Origin of the sequence: Oscillibacter sp. 1-3 (genome assembly GCF_000403435.2) — a bacterium.
Classification (GTDB): Bacteria; Bacillota; Clostridia; order Oscillospirales; family Oscillospiraceae; genus Oscillibacter.
Genome location: NZ_KE159707.1, coordinates 336,106 through 353,331 on the forward strand (window position 1 = coordinate 336,106; position 17,226 = coordinate 353,331).

The window sequence follows — 17,226 nt, forward strand, 5'->3', positions numbered from 1 at the left end:
GGCTATGAATCAGGAACAGCTCCGCGCTGCCTGGGAGGCCATGGTATCCTGGCTGTCCGATCCCCATGAGCCGGGGAAGGCCCCCAGCAAAATTGTGTGCGCCGGACAGTTCGGCTACAACGAGATGCGCTGCTGCATCTTCAAATTCAAGACCGGCGCTCTGGGAGGCTGGCTTGTGGGCCTATGCGGCGGCTCTGAGGGGGATGATCCGGAGCCCTGCGGCCACACCTTCAGCGAGATGTAGCCCTACCGGAAGCCCAATGTCCAGAGCGACTGCATCGCCATGGTGGAAAAAATCATGGCGTACTGGAGAGAGCGGGCCAAGAAATCTCTGAAATCCGTGAGAACGCGGTCAAAACAGGCGAAAACCGGGCGGGGCTTTGCCCCGCCTGATTTCATAAGGAGGTCCCATGTATTACGGAGAGATCAAAAACTGCGACATTGCCAACGGCGAGGGCGTCCGGGTGACGCTGTTCGTCTCCGGCTGCACCAACCGCTGCCCCCACTGCTTCCAGCCCCAGACCTGGGACTTTGCCTACGGCCAGCCCTTCACAGCGGAGACGGAGGACTATCTCCTCTCCCTGCTGGCGCCGGAGTATGTCAGCGGTCTGACGGTGCTGGGGGGCGAGCCCTTTGAGCCCGAGAACCAGCGCTCGCTGCTGCCCTTTCTCCGCCGGGTGCGGGAGACCTGTCCGGACAAGAACATCTGGTGCTTTACAGGCTTTACCTACGAGGAGCTTTTAACCGAGGGCAGCCGTCCCCGGTGCGCGGCGACGGATGAGCTGCTCTCCCTGCTGGACGTGCTGGTGGACGGGCGGTTTGTGGAGGAGCTGAAGGACATCTCTCTGCGGTTTCGGGGCAGCTCCAACCAGCGCCTGATTGACCTGAACGCCACCCGCCGGAGCGGCGCCATCACGCTTCTCCCGGACCGGAAGCGGGGAACGCTGTGATATAGTCAAATAACCTGAAGACAGTTTTTGTTTTCGATGGGCTTTGTCCGCTGGTTGGGAGACACCCTGTATCTGACCATACAATTCAAGCCAGGGCTGCTGAAAGCGGCCTGCTGCGATGTATATGTGTAATGTATGATAAAAATTTTGATTCTTTTCAAGCCATTCATTATTGCGCATATGATGAAACCGCCGCCCGGTTTTTCACCGGGCGGCGGTTTGATTATGCTGGGCTTTGCCCAAACCCGCAGGGGCTTTGCCCCCGCACCCCCACCGCCCTTTGAAAAGGGCGGCCCCAAACTTTATCTGTCTTCTCTTTCACCCCACCGTATTCCGCAGGACGCCGATCCCCTCGACCTCGCACTCCACCACGTCGCCGGGCCTCAAAAATTTCGGCGGGTCAAAACCCATGCCCACTCCGGCGGGAGTGCCGGTGGCAATGATAGTCCCCGGCAGCAGCGTCATGCCCGCCGTCAGCTCCTCCAGCACCTCGCCGATGGAGTTGATGAGCAGGGCCGTATTGGCCTCCTGCCGTGTCTCCCCGTTCACCTTGGCGGAGATGTCCAGGGCCGGCGGAAAGGGGATTTCATCCGCTGTGACAATACAGGGCCCCATGGGGGTAAAGCCGTCCAGACTCTTGCCGAAGTACCACTGCTTGTGGCCGGTCTGCACGTCCCGGGCGGAGACGTCGTTGACAATGGTATATCCGAAGATATACTCCCCGGCCTCCGCCGCCTTGACGCTCCGGGCAGTCCGCCCCAGGATCACCGCCAGCTCCGCCTCGTAATCCAGCCGCTCCACAAGCCCTCGGTGGCTCTGGATAACCCCCTCCGGCGGCACGGCCTCCGTCACCCGCTTTGAGAAGTAGACCGCCGTGGGTCTTTCCTTGGCAAAGGCCTCCGCGTCATAGCCGGCGGCCTCCTCCAGATGCGCCCTGTAATTCATGCCCAGGCAGATGATGTCCTGCCGGGGCCGGGGGATGGGAGCCAGCAGAGTGACCGCCTCCAAGGAGAGCTCCTCCCCGGCCTGCGCGGCAATCCGCCCCAAGTCCCCGCTCTCGATCAGAGCGTTCATATCCGGACAGGGCAGGGGGCGTACGGCGGAGCCGTCTCCGCTTAAAAGCCCCACCCGCTCCATTCCATTTTGCAGATATGTGACCAGCTTCATAGGTGTCGATCCTTTCTTTTCAGAACAGCGGCTCACTTCCAACGGCAGCCGCCGTGTCTAAATGAAATCCGGCCCGGGCAGAGCAGCTTCTCCACCCGGGCTCAGTACTTTTCAAAAAACGGCTCGGCTCAGGACAGCAGCAGCTTGTCGTCCGCCTCGCCGGACCCGCTGACTCCCCAAACGGCCTCCGGCCGTCCGGGGGCCCCGAGAATTTGATTTGCCCCGGGCGGACTGAATCCGCCCGGGACCAAGATCCCGCTTTTGCGGGATACTTGTACGCGCTCACGCGCGCCCCGCTCTGCGGGGCCCCGGTCAGCGGCTCAGGACAGCAGCAGCTTGTCGTCCGCCTCGTCGGACCCGCTGACTTTACTGAACAGCTCCAGCAGCTGGGGGACCGTAAGCTTCTTCTTCTCCTCGCCGGAGACGTCGATGACGATCCTTCCGTCGTACATCATAATCAGCCGGTTACCGTGGGCAATGGCGTCCTTCATATTGTGGGTGACCATCATGGTGGTCAGATGGTTCTCCGCCACGATCTTGTCGGACAGCTCCAGCACCTTGGCGGCAGTCTTGGGGTCCAAAGCGGCGGTGTGCTCGTCCAGAAGCAGGAGCTTTGGCTTTTTCAAGGAGGCCATCAGCAGCGTCAGCGCCTGGCGCTGGCCGCCGGAGAGGAGGCCCACCTTGCTGGTGAGGCGGTCCTCCAGACCCAATCCCAGGCCGCTGAGCATCTTCTGATATTGCTCCTTCTCGGTCTTGGTAAGCCCCCACCGAAGGCCCCGCCGCTGGCCGCGGCGGGCCGCCAGGGCCAGATTCTCAATAATCTGCATGGTGGGCGCGGTGCCCATCATGGGGTCCTGGAACACCCGGCCGATGAAGGCCGCCCGCTTGTGCTCCGGCAGGTGGGTGACATCGGTGCCGCCGATGGAGATGGAGCCCGCGTCCACGGCCCAGGTGCCTGCCACGGCGTTGAGCATGGTGCTCTTGCCGGCGCCGTTGCCGCCGATGACGGTGCAGAAGTCCCCCTCGTTCAGGGTGAGGCTCACGCCCCGCAGGGCCTGCTTTTCGTTGACGGTCCCGGCGTTGAAGGTCTTCCAGATCTCTTTGATCTCAAGCATTTGCGGCGCCTCCCCTCTTCACGGGTCTGGAGAAATAGCGCCCCTTCCAGTAGGGCAGGGACAAGAACACCGCCACCACCAGGGCGGACAGCAGCTTGAGGTAGTTGGGGTTCATGCCCATGGCCAGCACCACCTGAATGACAATGTAGTAAATGATGGCGCCGATGACCACCGCCAGCAGCTTCAGGGCGAAGTTGCGGAACAGCTTGGAAAAGAGCACGTCGCCGATGATGACGGCGGCCAGACCAATGACAATGGCGCCCCGGCCCACGTTGATCTCGTTGGCGCCGTTGTACTGGCAGAGGAGCGCGCCGGACAGGGCCACAAGGCCGTTGGAGAGCATCAGGCCCAGCACCTTGCAAAAATCGGTGTTGATGCCCTGGGCCCGGGCCATGTTGCCGTTGGAGCCGGTGGCCCGCAGGGCACAGCCCAGCTCCGTGCCGAAAAAGGCGTAGAGCACGCCGATCAGACACGCGGTAAAGAGGCCCACCACCAGAATGGGATGCCGCCAGACGGGAAAGTCCCCCCGAATCGCTCCCTGGACGAACCGCAAAGACACCAGGAGCTTATCCAAGGTGTCCGCCTGGGTGACATTGATGGCCACGGACGCCTTGAAATCCATGATGGCCATATTGACGGAGTACAGCCCCAGCTGGGTCAGAATGCCGCAGAGGATGGCCGGAATGCCGCAGGCCGCGTTCAAAATGCCGGTCACCAGTCCCGCCAGCATCCCCGCCAGGAGAGCCGCCAGCAGGGCGATCCAGACGTTGGTGCCGTTGGTGAAGAGCATCACGAACACCGCGCCGCCGGTGCAGAAGGAGCCGTCCACCGTCAGGTCTGCGATGTCCAGAATTTTATAGGTCAGATATACGCCGATGGCCATAATGCCCCAGATCATTCCCTGGGACACGGCCCCTGGCAGTGCGTTCAAAAGAGCAGTCATTGCCGTTTCCTCCCCGTGAAAAGTTGCAAATAAAATGAGTATAGCAAAAAACAGCGGGGATGGGAAGTCCCTTCCCCGCTGTTTTTTCACGCGCTATGAACCTTATTCGGCCACGATTGCCTCATAGCCCTCGGGAGCGGTGAGTCCCAGTGCCTCGCAGGTGGCGGGGTTGTACTTCTTCACAAACTGGGGCGCGTACTCGATGGCCATGGCAGAGATGTCGGCGCCGTTGGCCAGGATGTCGGCGGCCATCTCGCCGGTCTTGTAGCCGATGTCGTAATAGCTGATGGAGAGCGTGGCCACGCCGCAGCCGCCGCAGATGCCCTCCTCGCCGGCAAACACGGGCTTCACGCCCCGGCAGATATTGTCGATAATGCCGGTGTTGTTGGCGGCGGTGTTGTCGGTGGGAACATACAGCACGTCGCTGTTGTCAGCGGCGTTCTGGACCACGGAGGCCATGTCGTTGGTGTCGGAGAAGGGATACTGAGTGCAGGCATAGCCCATGCCCTCCAGATAGGACTGGACGTTGTCCACCTGATATTGGCTGTTGGGCTCGGCGGAGCAGTAGATGAGGCCCACGGTCTTGGCGTCAGGATACCACTCCTTAATCATCTCAGCCTGCTGGTCCAGGGGGGCCAGGTCGGAGGTGCCGGAGACGTTGGAGCCCACGGTGCCGGTGAAGCCCTCGATGCCCAGGGCCACGCCGTACTCAGTGATGGAGGTGCCCAGCACCGGGATGTCGGCGGTGGCGGAGGCGGCGGCCTGGAGGGGCGCGGTGGCGTTGGCCATAATCAGGTCCACGCCGCCGGAGACAAAGCCGTTGATGATGGTGGCGCAGGTGGGGGTGTCGCCGGCTGCGTTCTGGGGATCAATCTTCACCTGACCGGGCAGCAGCTCGTTCAGGGCGTCGACGAAGCCCTCGGTGGCGGCGTCCAGGGCCGGGTGAGGGGCCAGCTGGCAGATGCCCACCTTGTAGATCTCACCGGCGGGCTCGTTGCTGTCCGCCGGGGCGGCGGGGTCTGCGGAGGGAGCCGGATCGGCGGGCGTATTGCTTTCATTGCCGCCGCAGGCGGCCAGGCCCATGACCATCAAGGCGGCCAGGAGCAGGGCAAGAATCTTCTTTTTCATCATTGATCTCTCCTTATGGTTGTTTGGATCGAGAGAGATTTCTCTCCAATTCTTTTACACTATATAGCTTTAAAGGAATGAAGTCAACCGGCGCTTTTGACAAATACCCTCTTTGTTTTTTGTCGTCCTTGTGTACTTCCTGCAAAACTGCGCCAGGTTCAACTTTTTATTGACACGAAAAAATTGGGGTGGTATAGTTAAACCGTATTTTGGAACGCCGCGATTTGCGGCACACGCCGCAGACGACAATCAAACACCGCCGGCAGACACCGCGGATCGCAGCTGAGAGTCCCGAAAGAGACTGGGATTTCTCACCCCCTGCGACGGTCCCGCGGTGGTTTTTTATTGGCTGTCACTCCGCTCCCTCAAAAGGGCAATTCCGGCAGATAAGAGGCCGATGCCCAGCAGGGAAAAACCCGTACGGGTATCCAGCGCGCCCATAACGGCCAGACTGGTCACGGCCGCTCCCATGGCGCAGGCCACCGCCTTAAAAATCAAGGAGAGCAGCGCCGCGGTCCGGCCCGCTGGCTTCGGTGGAACGGGCGAAACCTGCATCAGTTCCTCAACGGAAGCGCCTAGAATTTCAGCCAGCCGGGGAAACGTGTACAGGTCCGGACAGGAGAGCCCCCGCTCCCATTTGGAAACGGCTTTATCAGTAACGCCCAGCTGTCCGGCCAGCTCCAGCTGCGTCATCCCCCGCTCCTTTCGCAGTGCGGCAATGGTGCTTCCAAGAGATGTTTTGTCCATGAGTGATTCCTCCTTTTTAAGACCAGTGTATCACTGCCTGCCGCATCTTCGCAACCGACCAGAGGTTTCCGTCGGTCAACCGCTGGTTGGGCGGATTTAATTTTGTGTAAAATACCAAAAAATATTGTGTAAAAAAGGCAAGGTGTGCATCATGAAAACAAAATTTGTATTTGTCACCGGCGGCGTGGTGTCGGGTCTGGGCAAGGGCATCTGCGCGGCGTCCCTGGGGCGGCTTTTGAAGCAGCGGGGCCTCCGGGTGCGGAACCAGAAGTTCGACCCCTATATCAATGTGGACCCCGGCACCATGAGCCCCTACCAGCACGGGGAGGTCTTCGTCACCGAGGACGGCGCGGAGACGGACCTGGACCTGGGCCACTATGAGCGCTTCGTGGACGAGGACCTCTCGGGAAACAGCTCCATCTCCTCCGGCAAGATCTACTGGTCCGTGCTGAACCGGGAGCGCCGGGGGGACTACCTGGGGGCCACGGTTCAGATTATCCCCCATATCACGGGGGAGATCAAGGAGCGCGTCTACGCCATGGCAGGCGAGGACGTGGACGTGGTGATCTGCGAAATCGGCGGCACCGTGGGCGACATCGAGTCCCAGCCCTTCCTGGAGGCCATCCGCCAGGTGCGCTCAGAGCGGCCCCTGGGGGATGTGGTGTTTATCCACGTGCCACTCATTGTCCAGGTCCCCGGCTCCGGAGAGCTGAAATCCAAGCCCACCCAGCACTCCGTGAAGGAGCTCTTGTCCCTGGGCATCCAGCCCGACATTCTGGTGTGCCGGTGCGACGCGCCCATCACGGAGGATGTGCGGAAGAAGATCGCCCTGTTCTGCAATGTTCAGCCGGACTGCGTCATCCAGAACGCCACCGCCTCCACGCTGTACGAGGTACCCCTTCTGATGGCGGAGGAGGGGCTGGACGAGGCGGTGTGCCGGAAGCTGGGCCTCATCACCCATCAGCCGGACCTGCGGGAGTGGACCGCTATGGTGAGGCGGGAGAAGGCGGCCAGCCGCCGGGTGCGCGTCGCTCTGGTGGGAAAGTACACCCAGCTCCACGACGCCTATCTCTCCGTGGTGGAGTCCCTGAACCACGCCGGCACCGCCAACGACGCCATTGTGGAGATTCAGTGGGTGGACTCCGGGACCCTGACGGCAGAGAACGCAGCCCAGACCCTGGCGGGCTGCGCCGGCGTGCTGGTGCCCGGGGGCTTTGGCGGCCGGGGCATTGAGGGCATGATCGCCGCCGTACAGTATGCCCGGGAAAACCGCATTCCTTACCTGGGCATCTGCCTGGGGATGCAGATGGCGGTGGTGGAGTTCGCCCGCCATGTGCTGGGCTGGCGGGACGCCAACTCCACCGAGTTCGACCCGGCCACGTCCCATCCCGTCATCGATCTGATGCCCGAGCAGGTCAATGTCACCGACAAGGGTGGCACCATGCGCCTGGGCAAATATCCCTGCGTCCTGGCGGAGGGCGCCCGCAGCCGCAGTCTCTACGGCGCGCCGGAGATCTCTGAGCGCCACCGGCACCGCTACGAGTTCAACAACGATTTCCGGGAGGACCTCCAGGCGGCGGGCCTGCTTCTCGCGGGCACGTCTCCCGACGGCCGTCTGGTGGAGATCGTGGAGCTGCCGGATCACCCCTGGTTCACGGCCGCCCAGTTCCACCCGGAGTTCAAAAGCCGGCCCGACCGGCCCCACCCGCTGTTTTGCGGATTTGTCAAAGCGGCGCTGGAATCGGCGAAAGAATAGAGAATACTCTATTGGGGATGCTGTCCGTCCACAGTGTCGGAACCACGCGCCGCCACAGGTGAGCGCGAATAAATAAAACAGTAAAGAATTGGAGAACGCCAGAATGAACCATTTCAAACAAATCGCCGCCGCCTTGGAGAGCCGAGGCCTGGATGCCATGCTCCTCTCCTGCGAGGCCAACCGTTTCTACGCCTCCGGCTTCCACTCCTCCGGCACCGACGGCATGGCCCTGGTCACCCGGAAGAAAAACTACTATTTCACCGACTCCCGCTACACCGAGGCCGCCGGGCGTGCCGTACAGGACGCAGAGCTGCGGGAGGTGGGCCCCGGCAAGGGCTACTCCACTCGGCTCAAGGAGGCCATCGAGGAGCAGTCCATCGAGAAGATGGGCTTCGAGGACGCCTATATGACCGTTCAGGATTACAAGACCTGCCGCAAGGCCCTGCCCTGCCAGCTGGTGCCCGCCGCGGAGCTTTTGTCGGAGCTGCGCCGGGTGAAGGACCGGGAGGAGCTGGAGATCATGACCGCCACCCAGCGCATCGCCGAGCGGGCGCTGGAGGACATCTTAAAGGAGATCCGCCCCGGTGTGACGGAGCGGGAGATCGCCGCCCGGCTCCAGTACCTGATGCTCCACTATGGGGCAGAGAATATGTCCTTTGACCCCATCGTGGTCTCCGGGCCCAACGGCAGCCTGCCCCACGGCGTGCCGTCGGAGAAGGAGATCCGGTACGGGGAGTTCGTCACCATGGACTTCGGCTGCATCTACCGCGGCTACTGCTCCGACATGACCCGCACCGTGGCGGTGGGGTCCGCGACGGAGGAGATGCGGACCGTGTACGAGACGGTGCTGACCGCCCAGCAGGCGGGCATCGCCGCCGCCAGAGCCGGCGTCACCGGCAAAGAGGTGGACGCCGCCGCCCGAGAGGTCATTGAAGCCGCCGGGTACGGGAAGTACTTTGGTCACGGCTTCGGCCACGGGGTGGGCGTGGAGATCCACGAGGCTCCCACCGCCTCCTCCGCCAACGACAGGCCTCTCCCGGCGGGGGCGGTGATCTCCGCGGAACCGGGAATCTACCTCCCCGGGAAGCTGGGCGTGCGGATTGAGGACGTGATCGCCATCACGGAAGACGGCTGCGAGAATCTGACCCGGGCGCCCAAGGAGCTGCTGATTTTGTGACGCGGGCCCATTCCGCCATGGGGAGTTTCGGTTATTTCCGGGGCTTCCCGCTGTCTCCTATCATACCGCAGACGGCCGGAGCCTGATGGTAAAAAATTGCTGTTTTGATTCGGCCCGAACAGGAAAATCGGCGGCGGCCCGGACGTTGGGCCGCCGCCGATTCCGCTCTCCCCCTGCCTTTTGTACTGCCGAGGCCTGATTCCGCACGCTTTGCAAACCCGCGCAGTCATGCCGCCCAATTTCTACCGATACAGCTTTCAGGGTCTCCACTTTTGTCTCGTTGACAAATCCGCCCCCGGGCGGTATGATAATTTTAGACCTTGTTTGATAAATGGCAAAATGCGCAGCGGCGAGAGATTTTTCGCCGCCATGCTCTGTGTATGGGTATGGCAAGGAACATCAACGCGGAGCGGCGGAAAAAGATCCGCCGGTTGGGCGTTTTGATATTTTTCAAACAAGGCCTGATCGTGTAATGCACATTTTTCCACAAGGAGGCCCCCTATGGACACCGTATATATCACCGGACACCGCAACCCGGACACCGACTCCATTGTCTCCGCCATGGCATACGCCGCGCTGAAAAACGCCCTGGGCAGACGGGAGTACAAGGCCGCCCGCCTGGGCCAGGTCAGCGACGAGACCCAGATCGTACTGGACCGCTTCGGCTTCCGTCCCCCCATGCTCATCAGCGACCTGCGCACCCAGGTCCGGGACCTGGACTACGACACGCCGCCCTCCCTGTCCGCCGCCGCCACCATCAGCCGGGGCTGGCAGACCATGCAAAGCGAGAAAATCTCCGTCCTCCCCGTGACCAACGAGGACAGCACCCTGTACGGCATGCTCTCCGCCGGAGACGTGGCGGGCTACGACATGACCTCCGTCCGGAACCCCCGCATGGGGAATATCCCGGTGTACAACCTCCTGTCCGTGCTGGAGGGCAAGATCCTGAACGAAGGCGGCGAGATGAAGGACGTGATCTCCGGCGAAGTCACCATCGCCCTGCCCGCCAGCCGGGAAAACCTGATGTTCTCTACCAAGGACAGCATCGTGGTCTGCGGCGACCAGCCGGACATGATCCGCCGGGCGCTGGAAATCGGGGTCAACTGTGTCATCGTCTGCCAGGCGGAGGTCTCCCCGGAGCTCCTGGAGGCCGAGACCAGCACCTGTCTCATCTCCACCCCTATCGACGCCTACCAGGCCGTGCGCCTGATCTGCCACGCCCTGCCCATCTCCCACATCTGCAACAGCCAAGGTCTGGTCTGCTTCCATCTGGACGACTATATTGACGACGTGCAGGACGCCGTGCTGGAAAGCCGCTTCCGGGCCTACCCCATTCTGGACGAGAACGAGCGCGTGGTGGGCACGCTGTCCCGCTTCCACCTGCTGCGCCCCCGCCGCAAGCGGGTGGTGCTGATGGACCACAACGAAAAGGCCCAGTCCGTCATCGGGCTGGATCAGACGGAGATTCTGGAGATCGTAGACCACCACCGTCTGGCGGACATCGAGACCAAGAATCCCATCTATGTCCGCAACGAGCCCGTGGGTAGCACCACCACCATTGTGGCGGGAATGTACCAGGAAAAGGGCCTGATGCCCACCGCCAACATGGCGGGCCTTATGGCGGCGGCCATCATCTCCGACACGGTCATGTTCAAGTCCCCCACCTGTACCCAGCGGGACATCGACGTGGCCACCCGCATGGCCCGCATTGCCAATCTCTCCCTGGAGGAACTGGGCAAGGCCATCTTCTCCGCCACCTGCGGGGACGACAAGACGGTGGAGGCCATGCTCCACACGGACTATAAGGAGTTCCACATCGCCGGCCACAACCTGGCGGTGAGCCAGATCACCTGCATGGACTCCGACCGACTTATGGCCCGGAAGGAGGAGTTTCTGGCCGCCATGGAGACCGTCCACCGGCAGCGGGGCCTGAACACCGTGGTACTGATGATTACCGACGTGCTGTTGGAGGGCACCTGGCTCCTCTATGTGGGGGACGAGGACACCATTGAGCAGGCCTTTGGCCTCAAGGGTGTGAAAAACAGCGCCTTCCTGCCCAAGATCATGTCCCGGAAAAAGCAGGTCATCCCCACCCTGTCGGCGCTGTGGGGCTGATTCCACCTTAAAACGCCAAAGGACCGGCGGCGCGGAGCGTTCGCGCCACCGGTCCCCCGTCTTTTCCGGTATGTTGAAGCTTGTCATATTATGTAAAGCGGGAAACCGGTCCTCCGCCCCGCCCTGCGCGGCCCTTTGCGGTACGCTCCCCCTCCTGCTTTTTCGGAGAAATAGGGAACAGGCCAGCCTTTCGGCTGGCCTGTTCCCTATTTTTTGGAAGATTGGATGAAAAGAAGTTTTGTCTCTTGCAAGTATTAAGATACAGGATAGTTGTTAAGCAAACCAGCACCAATTGTTACAAAAGAATTAAATCTCAAAATATTTTTATGTCAACTTGTCCCGTCCCTGTCGAAGGCCGCTGAAAAACTCTGACAGCACCGCCCGGCACTCCTCCTCCAGAATTCCGCCCACCAGGGCGGGGCGGTTGGGAAAGTCCTCCATGAAGAGGTTCACCACGCCGCCGCAGGCGCCGAAGGCCCCGTCCCGGGCGCCGTACCACACCCGGGAAACCCGGGCGTTGAGGATCGCCCCGGCGCACATGGGGCAGGGCTCCAGGGTGACGTACAGCTCGCAGTCCTCTAGCCGCCAGGAGCCCAGAACCTCGTTGGCCTGGGCGATAGCCTCCATCTCCGCGTGGGAGGCGGCGGACTGTTTCTCCTCCCGCCGGTTGCGGCCCCGGCCCACGATCTCGCCCTTTCGGACAATGACGCACCCCACGGGCACCTCCCCCGCCAGGGCGGCCTCCCGGGCCAGGTCCAGGGCCTGGCGCATATAAAATTCCCGGTCCGCTGTCATTTTCTTTTCGCCTCCCGCATGAAAATTGGAATATTTGTCCAAACTCCCAGTATGAATAGAAACAGGAGGGACAATGCCTTATGAAAAACGTTCTCTTTGCCAAGCGGGTCCGTCCGGACCCGGAGCTTTTAATCCTGAAAGCAGAGCTGCTGGAGGCCCAGGGAGAGCTGGCCTGCGCCTACCAGCAGTTTGACCACGCCCTGGACCCGGAGCTGGTGGAGTCCTGCATCTACCAGATCAGCGCCGTGAAGGCCCGCTGCAACTACCTCATCCGCGCCATCAAGGAGCGCAGCCCCGAGTCCGCCGCCGCCGCGGACCTCCAAGGGGAGGCCGCATGGACCTGAATCAGAAGATCATTGCCGCCCTGCTGGCGGGGTTCTTCCTCATCGCCCTGCTGCGGGTATTCCAGGCCCCCCTGAAAGTGGCGGTCAAGCTGCTGGCCAACACCCTGCTGGGCTTTCTGGCGCTGTGGGCAGTGAACCTGACGTCGGGGATCACCGGCCTCACCCTGGGGATGAATCTATGGAATGCCCTGGTCATCGGCGTTCTGGGCCTGCCGGGGTTCGGCCTGCTGCTGCTGGTGCACTGGGTATTATAGCCGCCTACATAGCTTGAGCAAGCGCGGAGGAGCGGATCTTCCGCGCTTTTCCAATTCTTTTTTCAAAAATCGAAGAACAGAATTTGAGAGATAACAAAAGAAAAACAGAGATTTCAAGAGTTTTTCTTGCTCTAAATGAATTTCGTGTTGACAGAGCTCATCCGCTGTGTTATAAATAGTCTTGCTCCGATTTTACCCCGGAGCGCTTGATTTGTAAAGCAAATACAAATATATCATACGGAGGAAACACCATGTCCACTTTTATGGCAAACAAGGCCAACATTGAGCGCAAGTGGTACATCCTGGACGCCGCCGGCAAGCCCCTGGGCAAAACCGCCGTCCGGGCCGCCGACCTGCTGCGCGGCAAGACCAAGGTCACCTACACCCCCCACGCCGATTGCGGCGACAACGTCATCATCATCAACGCCGGCAAGGCCGTCCTCACCGGCAAGAAGGGCACCCAGAAGATCTACCGCACCCACTCCGGCTGGGTGGGCGGCCTGAAGGAGACCCCCTACCGCATTCTGATGCAGGAGAAGCCCGAGGTGGCCATGCGGGTGGCCGTCCGCGGTATGATGCCCCGGAACACTCTGTCCAAGGACTCCCTCAAGCGCCTGCACATCTATGCCGACGCCAACTATGAGCAGCAGGCGCAAAAGCCCATTGCTCTGGACGCTGAATAAGGAGGAGTAGAAGAATGTATCAGTCTAAAAAGCCCTATCTGTACGGCACTGGCCGCCGGAAGTCCTCCGTGGCCCGCGTCCACCTGTTCCCCGGCGGCACCGGCTCCATCACCATCAACGGCCGCGACATTGACGAGTACTTCGGCCTGGACACCCTGAAAATGGTGGTCCGTCAGCCCCTGGAGGCCACCGGCAACACCGGCAAGATGGACATCGTGGCCACCGTCTCCGGCGGCGGCGTGTCCGGCCAGGCCGGCGCCCTGCGCCACGGCATTGCCCGGGCCCTGCTGCTGGCCAGCGAGGACAACCGCCCCATCCTGAAAAAGGCCGGTTTCCTGACCCGCGATCCCCGTATGAAGGAGCGCAAGAAGTACGGCCTCAAAGCCGCCCGCCGTGCGCCTCAGTTCTCCAAGCGTTGATTTTATATCCAAAAACGCTCAAAAACCCCGGAAAATTCGATTTTCCGGGGTTTTTTCTTTTGAAAACCTTTGATAGCCTTTGCCCAAATTTGGCCTGATTTGACCCGATTTGACCCTGTTTTTTTGGGTTAAATATGGGCTAACCGGCCCTTTTGGGTTAAAAAATGGGCTAACTGACAGAGCGAAAGAAGTCGATTTGGGCCTGGTCTTAGGGCAGGCCGTCGTGGGCGGCTATCACCCTCTCTAAAGGCCCCCAATGCCAAAAGATCAATCTGTATTTTTCTCCTGATTTGACTTGATTTGTCATAACTGAATACTGTTTATATTTCAGCCATACATAGAGCGCCGAATCATTCCCTGAATGAAACGGCGCTCTTTTTTTGTCCCGGTTGGCAGACGTAATTACCCCCCTGCCCCGACTCTACATAGCCGTCTAAATCCCGCAGACGGCTGTGAATTTTACAGTAGGAGGACAAGTCATGAAGTGGAAGAAGAATGAGGCGCAGAACAGCGAGGCCCGCGTTGAGAAGCTGGCCGACGAGGTTCGCAGCACCGCCCAGCAGAGTATGGAGGCCCTGTGGAGCGCCTTCCTGGAGGTGGGCGAGCTGGACATGGTGCGGGCTACGGAGAAGGCCCTGCGGCTCATGGTGAGCCACGGCGACTGCACCGGGGCCATGAAGGTGCTGGAGGGCGTCTATGCCCTGGTGGAGATTGCGCCGTCGGAGGACTTCACCGACTGCCAGCAGTACCCCGCCCTGGCGCAGATGTTCATGGAGGAGTTTCTGGCGGAGAGCGAGGACTTCATCTTTGACGCTGGCATGGAGGACGTTCTGGCACTTCTCATGGACGAGGGGCAGTAGGCCCCAGGTGGGCCGCTGGCCCACTTTACATAGCCGTCTGTTTTGCCGCAGGCGGCTATGACTATATCCAGAGAAAGGAGGCGGAAACCCATGAACAAGTGCAAAGTGGTCGCTGTTGCCAACCAGAAGGGCGGCGTCGGCAAGACCACCACAACGGTCAATTTGGGTGTTGGGCTGGCACAACAAGGAAAAAAGGTGCTGCTGGTGGACACAGACCCCCAAAGCAGTCTCACGGTGAGCCTGGGCATAAAGAACCCGGACGATCTGAACACGACCATCTCTGACCTGATGCAAGTCGTTGTGGACAACGGCAACCTCTCGCCGCTGGACAAGGGCATTTTGAAGGACATTGAGGGTGTTGATCTTGTGCCCTCCAACATTGGCTTGTCCAGCTTTGAGGTAAGCCTTGTGAACACCATGAGCCGGGAGTTTGTACTGAGGAGCTACCTGGGGGCGGTCAAACGGAACTATGACTATGTTCTGATTGACTGTATGCCCTCGCTGGGTATGCTGACCATCAACGCCTTGGCATCGGCGGACAGCGTTCTCATTCCCTGTCAGGCCAACTACCTGTCCACCAAGGGCTTGAAGCTACTGATGGGGTCAATCGCCAAGGTACGGCGGCAAATCAACCCGGAGCTGAAGATTGACGGCATCCTGCTGACAATGGTGGACAGCCGTACCAACAACGCCAAGAGCATCATCGCCGCCCTGCGGCAGACCGGGAGCAATCTCCGGGTGCTGAACACGGAAATACCCTTTTCTGTCCGGGCGGCGGAGTGCAGTGTAGAAGGCAAGAGTATTTTCGCCCACGACGGCAAGGGGAAGGTGGCGGCGGCGTATACCGCGCTGGTGGAGGAGGTGAGCACCCTTGAGCAGAGGAACCGCAATCGACCTGGGGCTGACCGGGGCCTATAACGACCTGTTCTCTACCCAGGCAGAACGGGACAACGCCCAGCGCAGCTATGTGATCGACCTGCCCACCGCCGAGATCAGCGACTTTCCCGACCACCCGTTCAAGGTGCGGATGGACGAGGAAATGGAGCAGATAGTGGAGAGCGTCAGGGAGCGGGGCGTCCTATCCCCCGTCCTGGTGCGCCCCATGCCGGACGGCGGCTATCAGATGGTGTCGGGCCACCGGCGCAAGTTTGCGTCGGAGCTGGCGGAACTGCCCACGGTGCCCTGCATTGTCCGGGAGTTGACCGACGATGAAGCCATCATTATCATGGTGGACAGCAACCTCCAGCGTGAGCAAGTTCTGCCTTCGGAGAAAGCCTTTGCTTATAAGATGAAGCTGGACGCTATGAAACGGCAAGCGGGCAGACCAAGTAAAGAAAATGGTGCAACAGTGTTGCCCCATTTTTCCGGGAAGAAAAGTCGTCAAATTTTGGCAGAGCAATCAGGCGAGAGCCATGAGCAAATCCGAAAATATATCCGTCTGACGAACCTTGTGCCCGAACTGCTGGACATGGTGGACAATACTGTACTGAAAGAAAAGGGCACGTTACAAATGGCCTTGCGCCCCGCCGTGGAGCTGTCCTATCTGCCGGAGAATGAGCAGAACGCCTTGTTGGAGGTCATGGAGAGTGAGGACTGCACCCCCTCCCACGCCCAGGCCATCAAAATAAGGGACTTTTCCGAAAAGGGCAAGCTGAACCCCGATGTGATCCTGTCCATCATGCAGGAGGAAAAGCCCAATCAGGTGGAGCAATTCAAAATGCCCCGGAACCGCATCGACAGGTTTTTTCCTGCGGGGACGCCCGCACAGAAAATCGAGGACACCATCGTGAAAGCGTTGGAGATGTACCGCAGGCGGGAAAGGGGGCGGGAGCGGTGAACGTCACACCTGGGGGGCAGTCTGCCCTTTTGCGGCCCTGGCACCTCCCACGCCCTCCCCCTCTCACACTCTCCCCCTCAAAACCTGCTGTACCTGCTGAAAAGAAAGACCTTGACTGATCGGAAAGTATCTGCTTTTTCAGCAAGTAATTCTTTGGAGGTGGTTGCTATTGTGCTATAAGCAAACAAGAACCCAAACTGGGTAGGTGACATCATGGAAAGACTGTATCACGGGACTACCGAGGAAAGCTGCCGCTCAATTCTTGCAAATGGATTTAGCCACGATGCGGTTGTATGGACTTGCAGCGATCCCGATATGATGTATTTCTACGACCAAGGAATGGTTGCGAAAGAGTTTGACCTGACACCAGGGAAGGCAAGAGAACGGTGCTTTGAACTGGCCTTGCAGTCCGCATTTACTACCGCTGCAATCACAAACAGCCTATCTCAAAACCTTTTTGTATTGGAAGTACAGGTGCCGGACTACCTCACAAATATCATATTGCCGGATCAATCTACTGGACTTTGGGATGGATTTGACGTATGTGTTCCTACTACGGCCCTGAATCGCCTTCCGTTCAACGTGTATGCGGCGATGGATTGTTATTCGCCAAGGCTTGCCATCCTATCCCTGTCTGTTTTAGCCCACAACGAGTATCTGCCCATAGTGCGCTTAACAAGGCTGGAACAGGACGTAATCGCGGAGATGAATGAAAGCGCAATCGAACCATTTTTGACCACAGTAAATGATTTCTTCTCTCAGTTCAGACCTACCCAGCTTTATCATGGTATCCATGTGGGGCAAATACCCAATATGGATGATCCCGCCAAGCGTATCCGTTCTCTTGAAAGGCAAGGCGATATGGGCAGGTAAAACTTTTTTCAGCCGGTAAAACCTTTGACCCCGTGGAGCGCCACGGGCTTTTTTTGCGCCCAA

20 protein-coding genes are annotated in these 17,226 nt (G+C 60.0%); 13 read left to right on the forward strand and 7 right to left on the reverse strand.

Annotation, left to right across the window (positions count from 1 at the left end; all coding sequences use genetic code 11):
- Window positions 1-4 precede the first annotated feature (4 nt).
- Window positions 5-244, forward strand: a complete 240-nt coding sequence (locus C816_RS08060; protein ID WP_016321893.1) for a hypothetical protein — start codon at window positions 5-7, stop codon at window positions 242-244.
- Between the two features lie 166 nt (window positions 245-410).
- Entirely contained in the window at window positions 411-950 is a 540-nt protein-coding gene (gene nrdG / locus C816_RS08065; protein WP_016321894.1) for an anaerobic ribonucleoside-triphosphate reductase activating protein, read from the forward strand.
- A gap of 318 nt (window positions 951-1,268) precedes the next feature.
- On the opposite strand, the gene C816_RS08070 is transcribed toward nrdG, so the two are convergent.
- The 5 genes from C816_RS08070 to C816_RS08090 form a co-directional block, all read right to left on the reverse strand.
- Complete coding sequence (locus C816_RS08070) at window positions 1,269-2,117, reverse strand: fumarylacetoacetate hydrolase family protein (RefSeq protein WP_016321895.1); 849 nt, start codon at window positions 2,115-2,117, stop codon at window positions 1,269-1,271.
- Window positions 2,118-2,437: 320 nt separating this feature from the next.
- A complete protein-coding gene (locus tag C816_RS08075; RefSeq protein WP_016321896.1) occupies window positions 2,438-3,232 on the reverse strand; it encodes an ABC transporter ATP-binding protein in 795 nt (264 codons plus the stop codon).
- Window positions 3,225-4,175 carry an ABC transporter permease gene (locus C816_RS08080; protein WP_016321897.1) on the reverse strand — a complete coding sequence of 317 codons (951 nt, stop codon included), beginning with the start codon at window positions 4,173-4,175 and terminating at the stop codon, window positions 3,225-3,227. Before C816_RS08080 ends, C816_RS08075 begins: the two co-directional genes overlap by 8 nt.
- Window positions 4,176-4,277: 102 nt before the next feature.
- Complete coding sequence (locus C816_RS08085; RefSeq protein ID WP_016321898.1) at window positions 4,278-5,303, reverse strand: ABC transporter substrate-binding protein; 1,026 nt, start codon at window positions 5,301-5,303, stop codon at window positions 4,278-4,280.
- A 342-nt stretch (window positions 5,304-5,645) separates the two neighbouring features.
- Window positions 5,646-6,050, reverse strand: a complete 405-nt coding sequence (locus tag C816_RS08090) for a helix-turn-helix transcriptional regulator (protein WP_016321899.1) — start codon at window positions 6,048-6,050, stop codon at window positions 5,646-5,648.
- A gap of 151 nt (window positions 6,051-6,201) precedes the next feature.
- Here C816_RS08090 and C816_RS08095 point away from each other — a divergent pair, with 151 nt between their 5' ends.
- Together C816_RS08095 and C816_RS08100 are read left to right on the forward strand one after the other, a co-directional pair.
- Complete coding sequence (locus tag C816_RS08095) at window positions 6,202-7,806, forward strand: CTP synthase (protein WP_016321900.1); 1,605 nt, start codon at window positions 6,202-6,204, stop codon at window positions 7,804-7,806.
- Between the two features lie 103 nt (window positions 7,807-7,909).
- A complete protein-coding gene (locus C816_RS08100) occupies window positions 7,910-8,983 on the forward strand; it encodes a M24 family metallopeptidase (RefSeq protein ID WP_016321901.1) in 1,074 nt (357 codons plus the stop codon).
- A gap of 257 nt (window positions 8,984-9,240) precedes the next feature.
- Here C816_RS08100 and C816_RS23585 read toward each other — a convergent pair whose 3' ends face one another.
- Window positions 9,241-9,471, reverse strand: a complete 231-nt coding sequence (locus C816_RS23585; RefSeq protein ID WP_155978954.1) for a hypothetical protein — start codon at window positions 9,469-9,471, stop codon at window positions 9,241-9,243.
- Between the two features lie 13 nt (window positions 9,472-9,484).
- Between C816_RS23585 and C816_RS08105 the strand changes: the two genes are divergently transcribed.
- Window positions 9,485-11,098: a putative manganese-dependent inorganic diphosphatase gene (locus C816_RS08105; RefSeq protein ID WP_016321902.1), complete on the forward strand. Its 1,614-nt coding sequence runs from the start codon at window positions 9,485-9,487 to the stop codon at window positions 11,096-11,098.
- 324 nt (window positions 11,099-11,422) lie between these two features.
- On the opposite strand, the gene C816_RS08110 is transcribed toward C816_RS08105, so the two are convergent.
- Entirely contained in the window at window positions 11,423-11,893 is a 471-nt protein-coding gene (locus C816_RS08110) for a nucleoside deaminase (protein WP_016321903.1), read from the reverse strand.
- An 80-nt stretch (window positions 11,894-11,973) separates the two neighbouring features.
- Between C816_RS08110 and C816_RS08115 the strand changes: the two genes are divergently transcribed.
- The 8 genes from C816_RS08115 (at window position 11,974) to C816_RS08150 (ending at window position 17,163) form a co-directional block, all read left to right on the forward strand.
- The gene (locus C816_RS08115) at window positions 11,974-12,237 is read left to right on the forward strand and encodes a DUF2508 family protein (protein WP_016321904.1); all 264 of its coding nucleotides are present in this window, start codon (window positions 11,974-11,976) and stop codon (window positions 12,235-12,237) included.
- Window positions 12,228-12,491: a pro-sigmaK processing inhibitor BofA family protein gene (locus C816_RS08120; protein ID WP_016321905.1), complete on the forward strand. Its 264-nt coding sequence runs from the start codon at window positions 12,228-12,230 to the stop codon at window positions 12,489-12,491. The genes C816_RS08115 and C816_RS08120 overlap by 10 nt, the downstream gene beginning before the upstream one ends.
- A gap of 251 nt (window positions 12,492-12,742) precedes the next feature.
- Complete coding sequence (rplM, locus tag C816_RS08125; RefSeq protein WP_016321906.1) at window positions 12,743-13,174, forward strand: 50S ribosomal protein L13; 432 nt, start codon at window positions 12,743-12,745, stop codon at window positions 13,172-13,174.
- Between the two features lie 14 nt (window positions 13,175-13,188).
- Window positions 13,189-13,593 carry a 30S ribosomal protein S9 gene (gene rpsI, locus C816_RS08130; protein WP_016321907.1) on the forward strand — a complete coding sequence of 135 codons (405 nt, stop codon included), beginning with the start codon at window positions 13,189-13,191 and terminating at the stop codon, window positions 13,591-13,593.
- A gap of 479 nt (window positions 13,594-14,072) precedes the next feature.
- On the forward strand, window positions 14,073-14,453 hold the full coding sequence (locus C816_RS08135; RefSeq protein ID WP_016321908.1) for a hypothetical protein: 381 nt from the start codon (window positions 14,073-14,075) through the stop codon (window positions 14,451-14,453).
- Window positions 14,454-14,543: 90 nt separating this feature from the next.
- Window positions 14,544-15,371 (forward strand): ParA family protein, encoded by an 828-nt coding sequence (locus C816_RS08140; protein WP_016321909.1) that lies wholly within the window; start codon window positions 14,544-14,546, stop codon window positions 15,369-15,371.
- Window positions 15,325-16,290, forward strand: a complete 966-nt coding sequence (locus tag C816_RS08145) for a ParB/RepB/Spo0J family partition protein (RefSeq protein ID WP_016321910.1) — start codon at window positions 15,325-15,327, stop codon at window positions 16,288-16,290. Before C816_RS08140 ends, C816_RS08145 begins: the two co-directional genes overlap by 47 nt.
- A gap of 213 nt (window positions 16,291-16,503) precedes the next feature.
- On the forward strand, window positions 16,504-17,163 hold the full coding sequence (locus C816_RS08150) for a hypothetical protein (protein WP_016321911.1): 660 nt from the start codon (window positions 16,504-16,506) through the stop codon (window positions 17,161-17,163).
- Window positions 17,164-17,226: the final 63 nt, after the last annotated feature.

Excerpts from the sequence above, each read along its gene's own strand:
- C816_RS08100 (WP_016321901.1), top strand. The coding sequence starts at position 7,910 with ATGAACCATTTCAAACAAATCGCCGCCGCCTTGGAGAGCCGAGGCCTG.
- nrdG (WP_016321894.1), top strand. The coding sequence starts at position 411 with ATGTATTACGGAGAGATCAAAAACTGCGACATTGCCAACGGCGAGGGC.
- C816_RS08095 (WP_016321900.1), top strand. The coding sequence starts at position 6,202 with ATGAAAACAAAATTTGTATTTGTCACCGGCGGCGTGGTGTCGGGTCTG.
- C816_RS08085 (WP_016321898.1), bottom strand. The coding sequence starts at position 5,303 with ATGAAAAAGAAGATTCTTGCCCTGCTCCTGGCCGCCTTGATGGTCATG.
- rplM (WP_016321906.1), top strand. The coding sequence starts at position 12,743 with ATGTCCACTTTTATGGCAAACAAGGCCAACATTGAGCGCAAGTGGTAC.
- C816_RS08080 (WP_016321897.1), bottom strand. The coding sequence starts at position 4,175 with ATGACTGCTCTTTTGAACGCACTGCCAGGGGCCGTGTCCCAGGGAATG.
- C816_RS08075 (WP_016321896.1), bottom strand. The coding sequence starts at position 3,232 with ATGCTTGAGATCAAAGAGATCTGGAAGACCTTCAACGCCGGGACCGTC.
- C816_RS08135 (WP_016321908.1), top strand. The coding sequence starts at position 14,073 with ATGAAGTGGAAGAAGAATGAGGCGCAGAACAGCGAGGCCCGCGTTGAG.
- C816_RS08110 (WP_016321903.1), bottom strand. The coding sequence starts at position 11,893 with ATGACAGCGGACCGGGAATTTTATATGCGCCAGGCCCTGGACCTGGCC.
- C816_RS08070 (WP_016321895.1), bottom strand. The coding sequence starts at position 2,117 with ATGAAGCTGGTCACATATCTGCAAAATGGAATGGAGCGGGTGGGGCTT.
- C816_RS08090 (WP_016321899.1), bottom strand. The coding sequence starts at position 6,050 with ATGGACAAAACATCTCTTGGAAGCACCATTGCCGCACTGCGAAAGGAG.
- C816_RS08120 (WP_016321905.1), top strand. The coding sequence starts at position 12,228 with ATGGACCTGAATCAGAAGATCATTGCCGCCCTGCTGGCGGGGTTCTTC.
- C816_RS08105 (WP_016321902.1), top strand. The coding sequence starts at position 9,485 with ATGGACACCGTATATATCACCGGACACCGCAACCCGGACACCGACTCC.
- C816_RS08115 (WP_016321904.1), top strand. The coding sequence starts at position 11,974 with ATGAAAAACGTTCTCTTTGCCAAGCGGGTCCGTCCGGACCCGGAGCTT.
- C816_RS08150 (WP_016321911.1), top strand. The coding sequence starts at position 16,504 with ATGGAAAGACTGTATCACGGGACTACCGAGGAAAGCTGCCGCTCAATT.
- C816_RS08060 (WP_016321893.1), top strand. The coding sequence starts at position 5 with ATGAATCAGGAACAGCTCCGCGCTGCCTGGGAGGCCATGGTATCCTGG.
- C816_RS08140 (WP_016321909.1), top strand. The coding sequence starts at position 14,544 with ATGAACAAGTGCAAAGTGGTCGCTGTTGCCAACCAGAAGGGCGGCGTC.
- rpsI (WP_016321907.1), top strand. The coding sequence starts at position 13,189 with ATGTATCAGTCTAAAAAGCCCTATCTGTACGGCACTGGCCGCCGGAAG.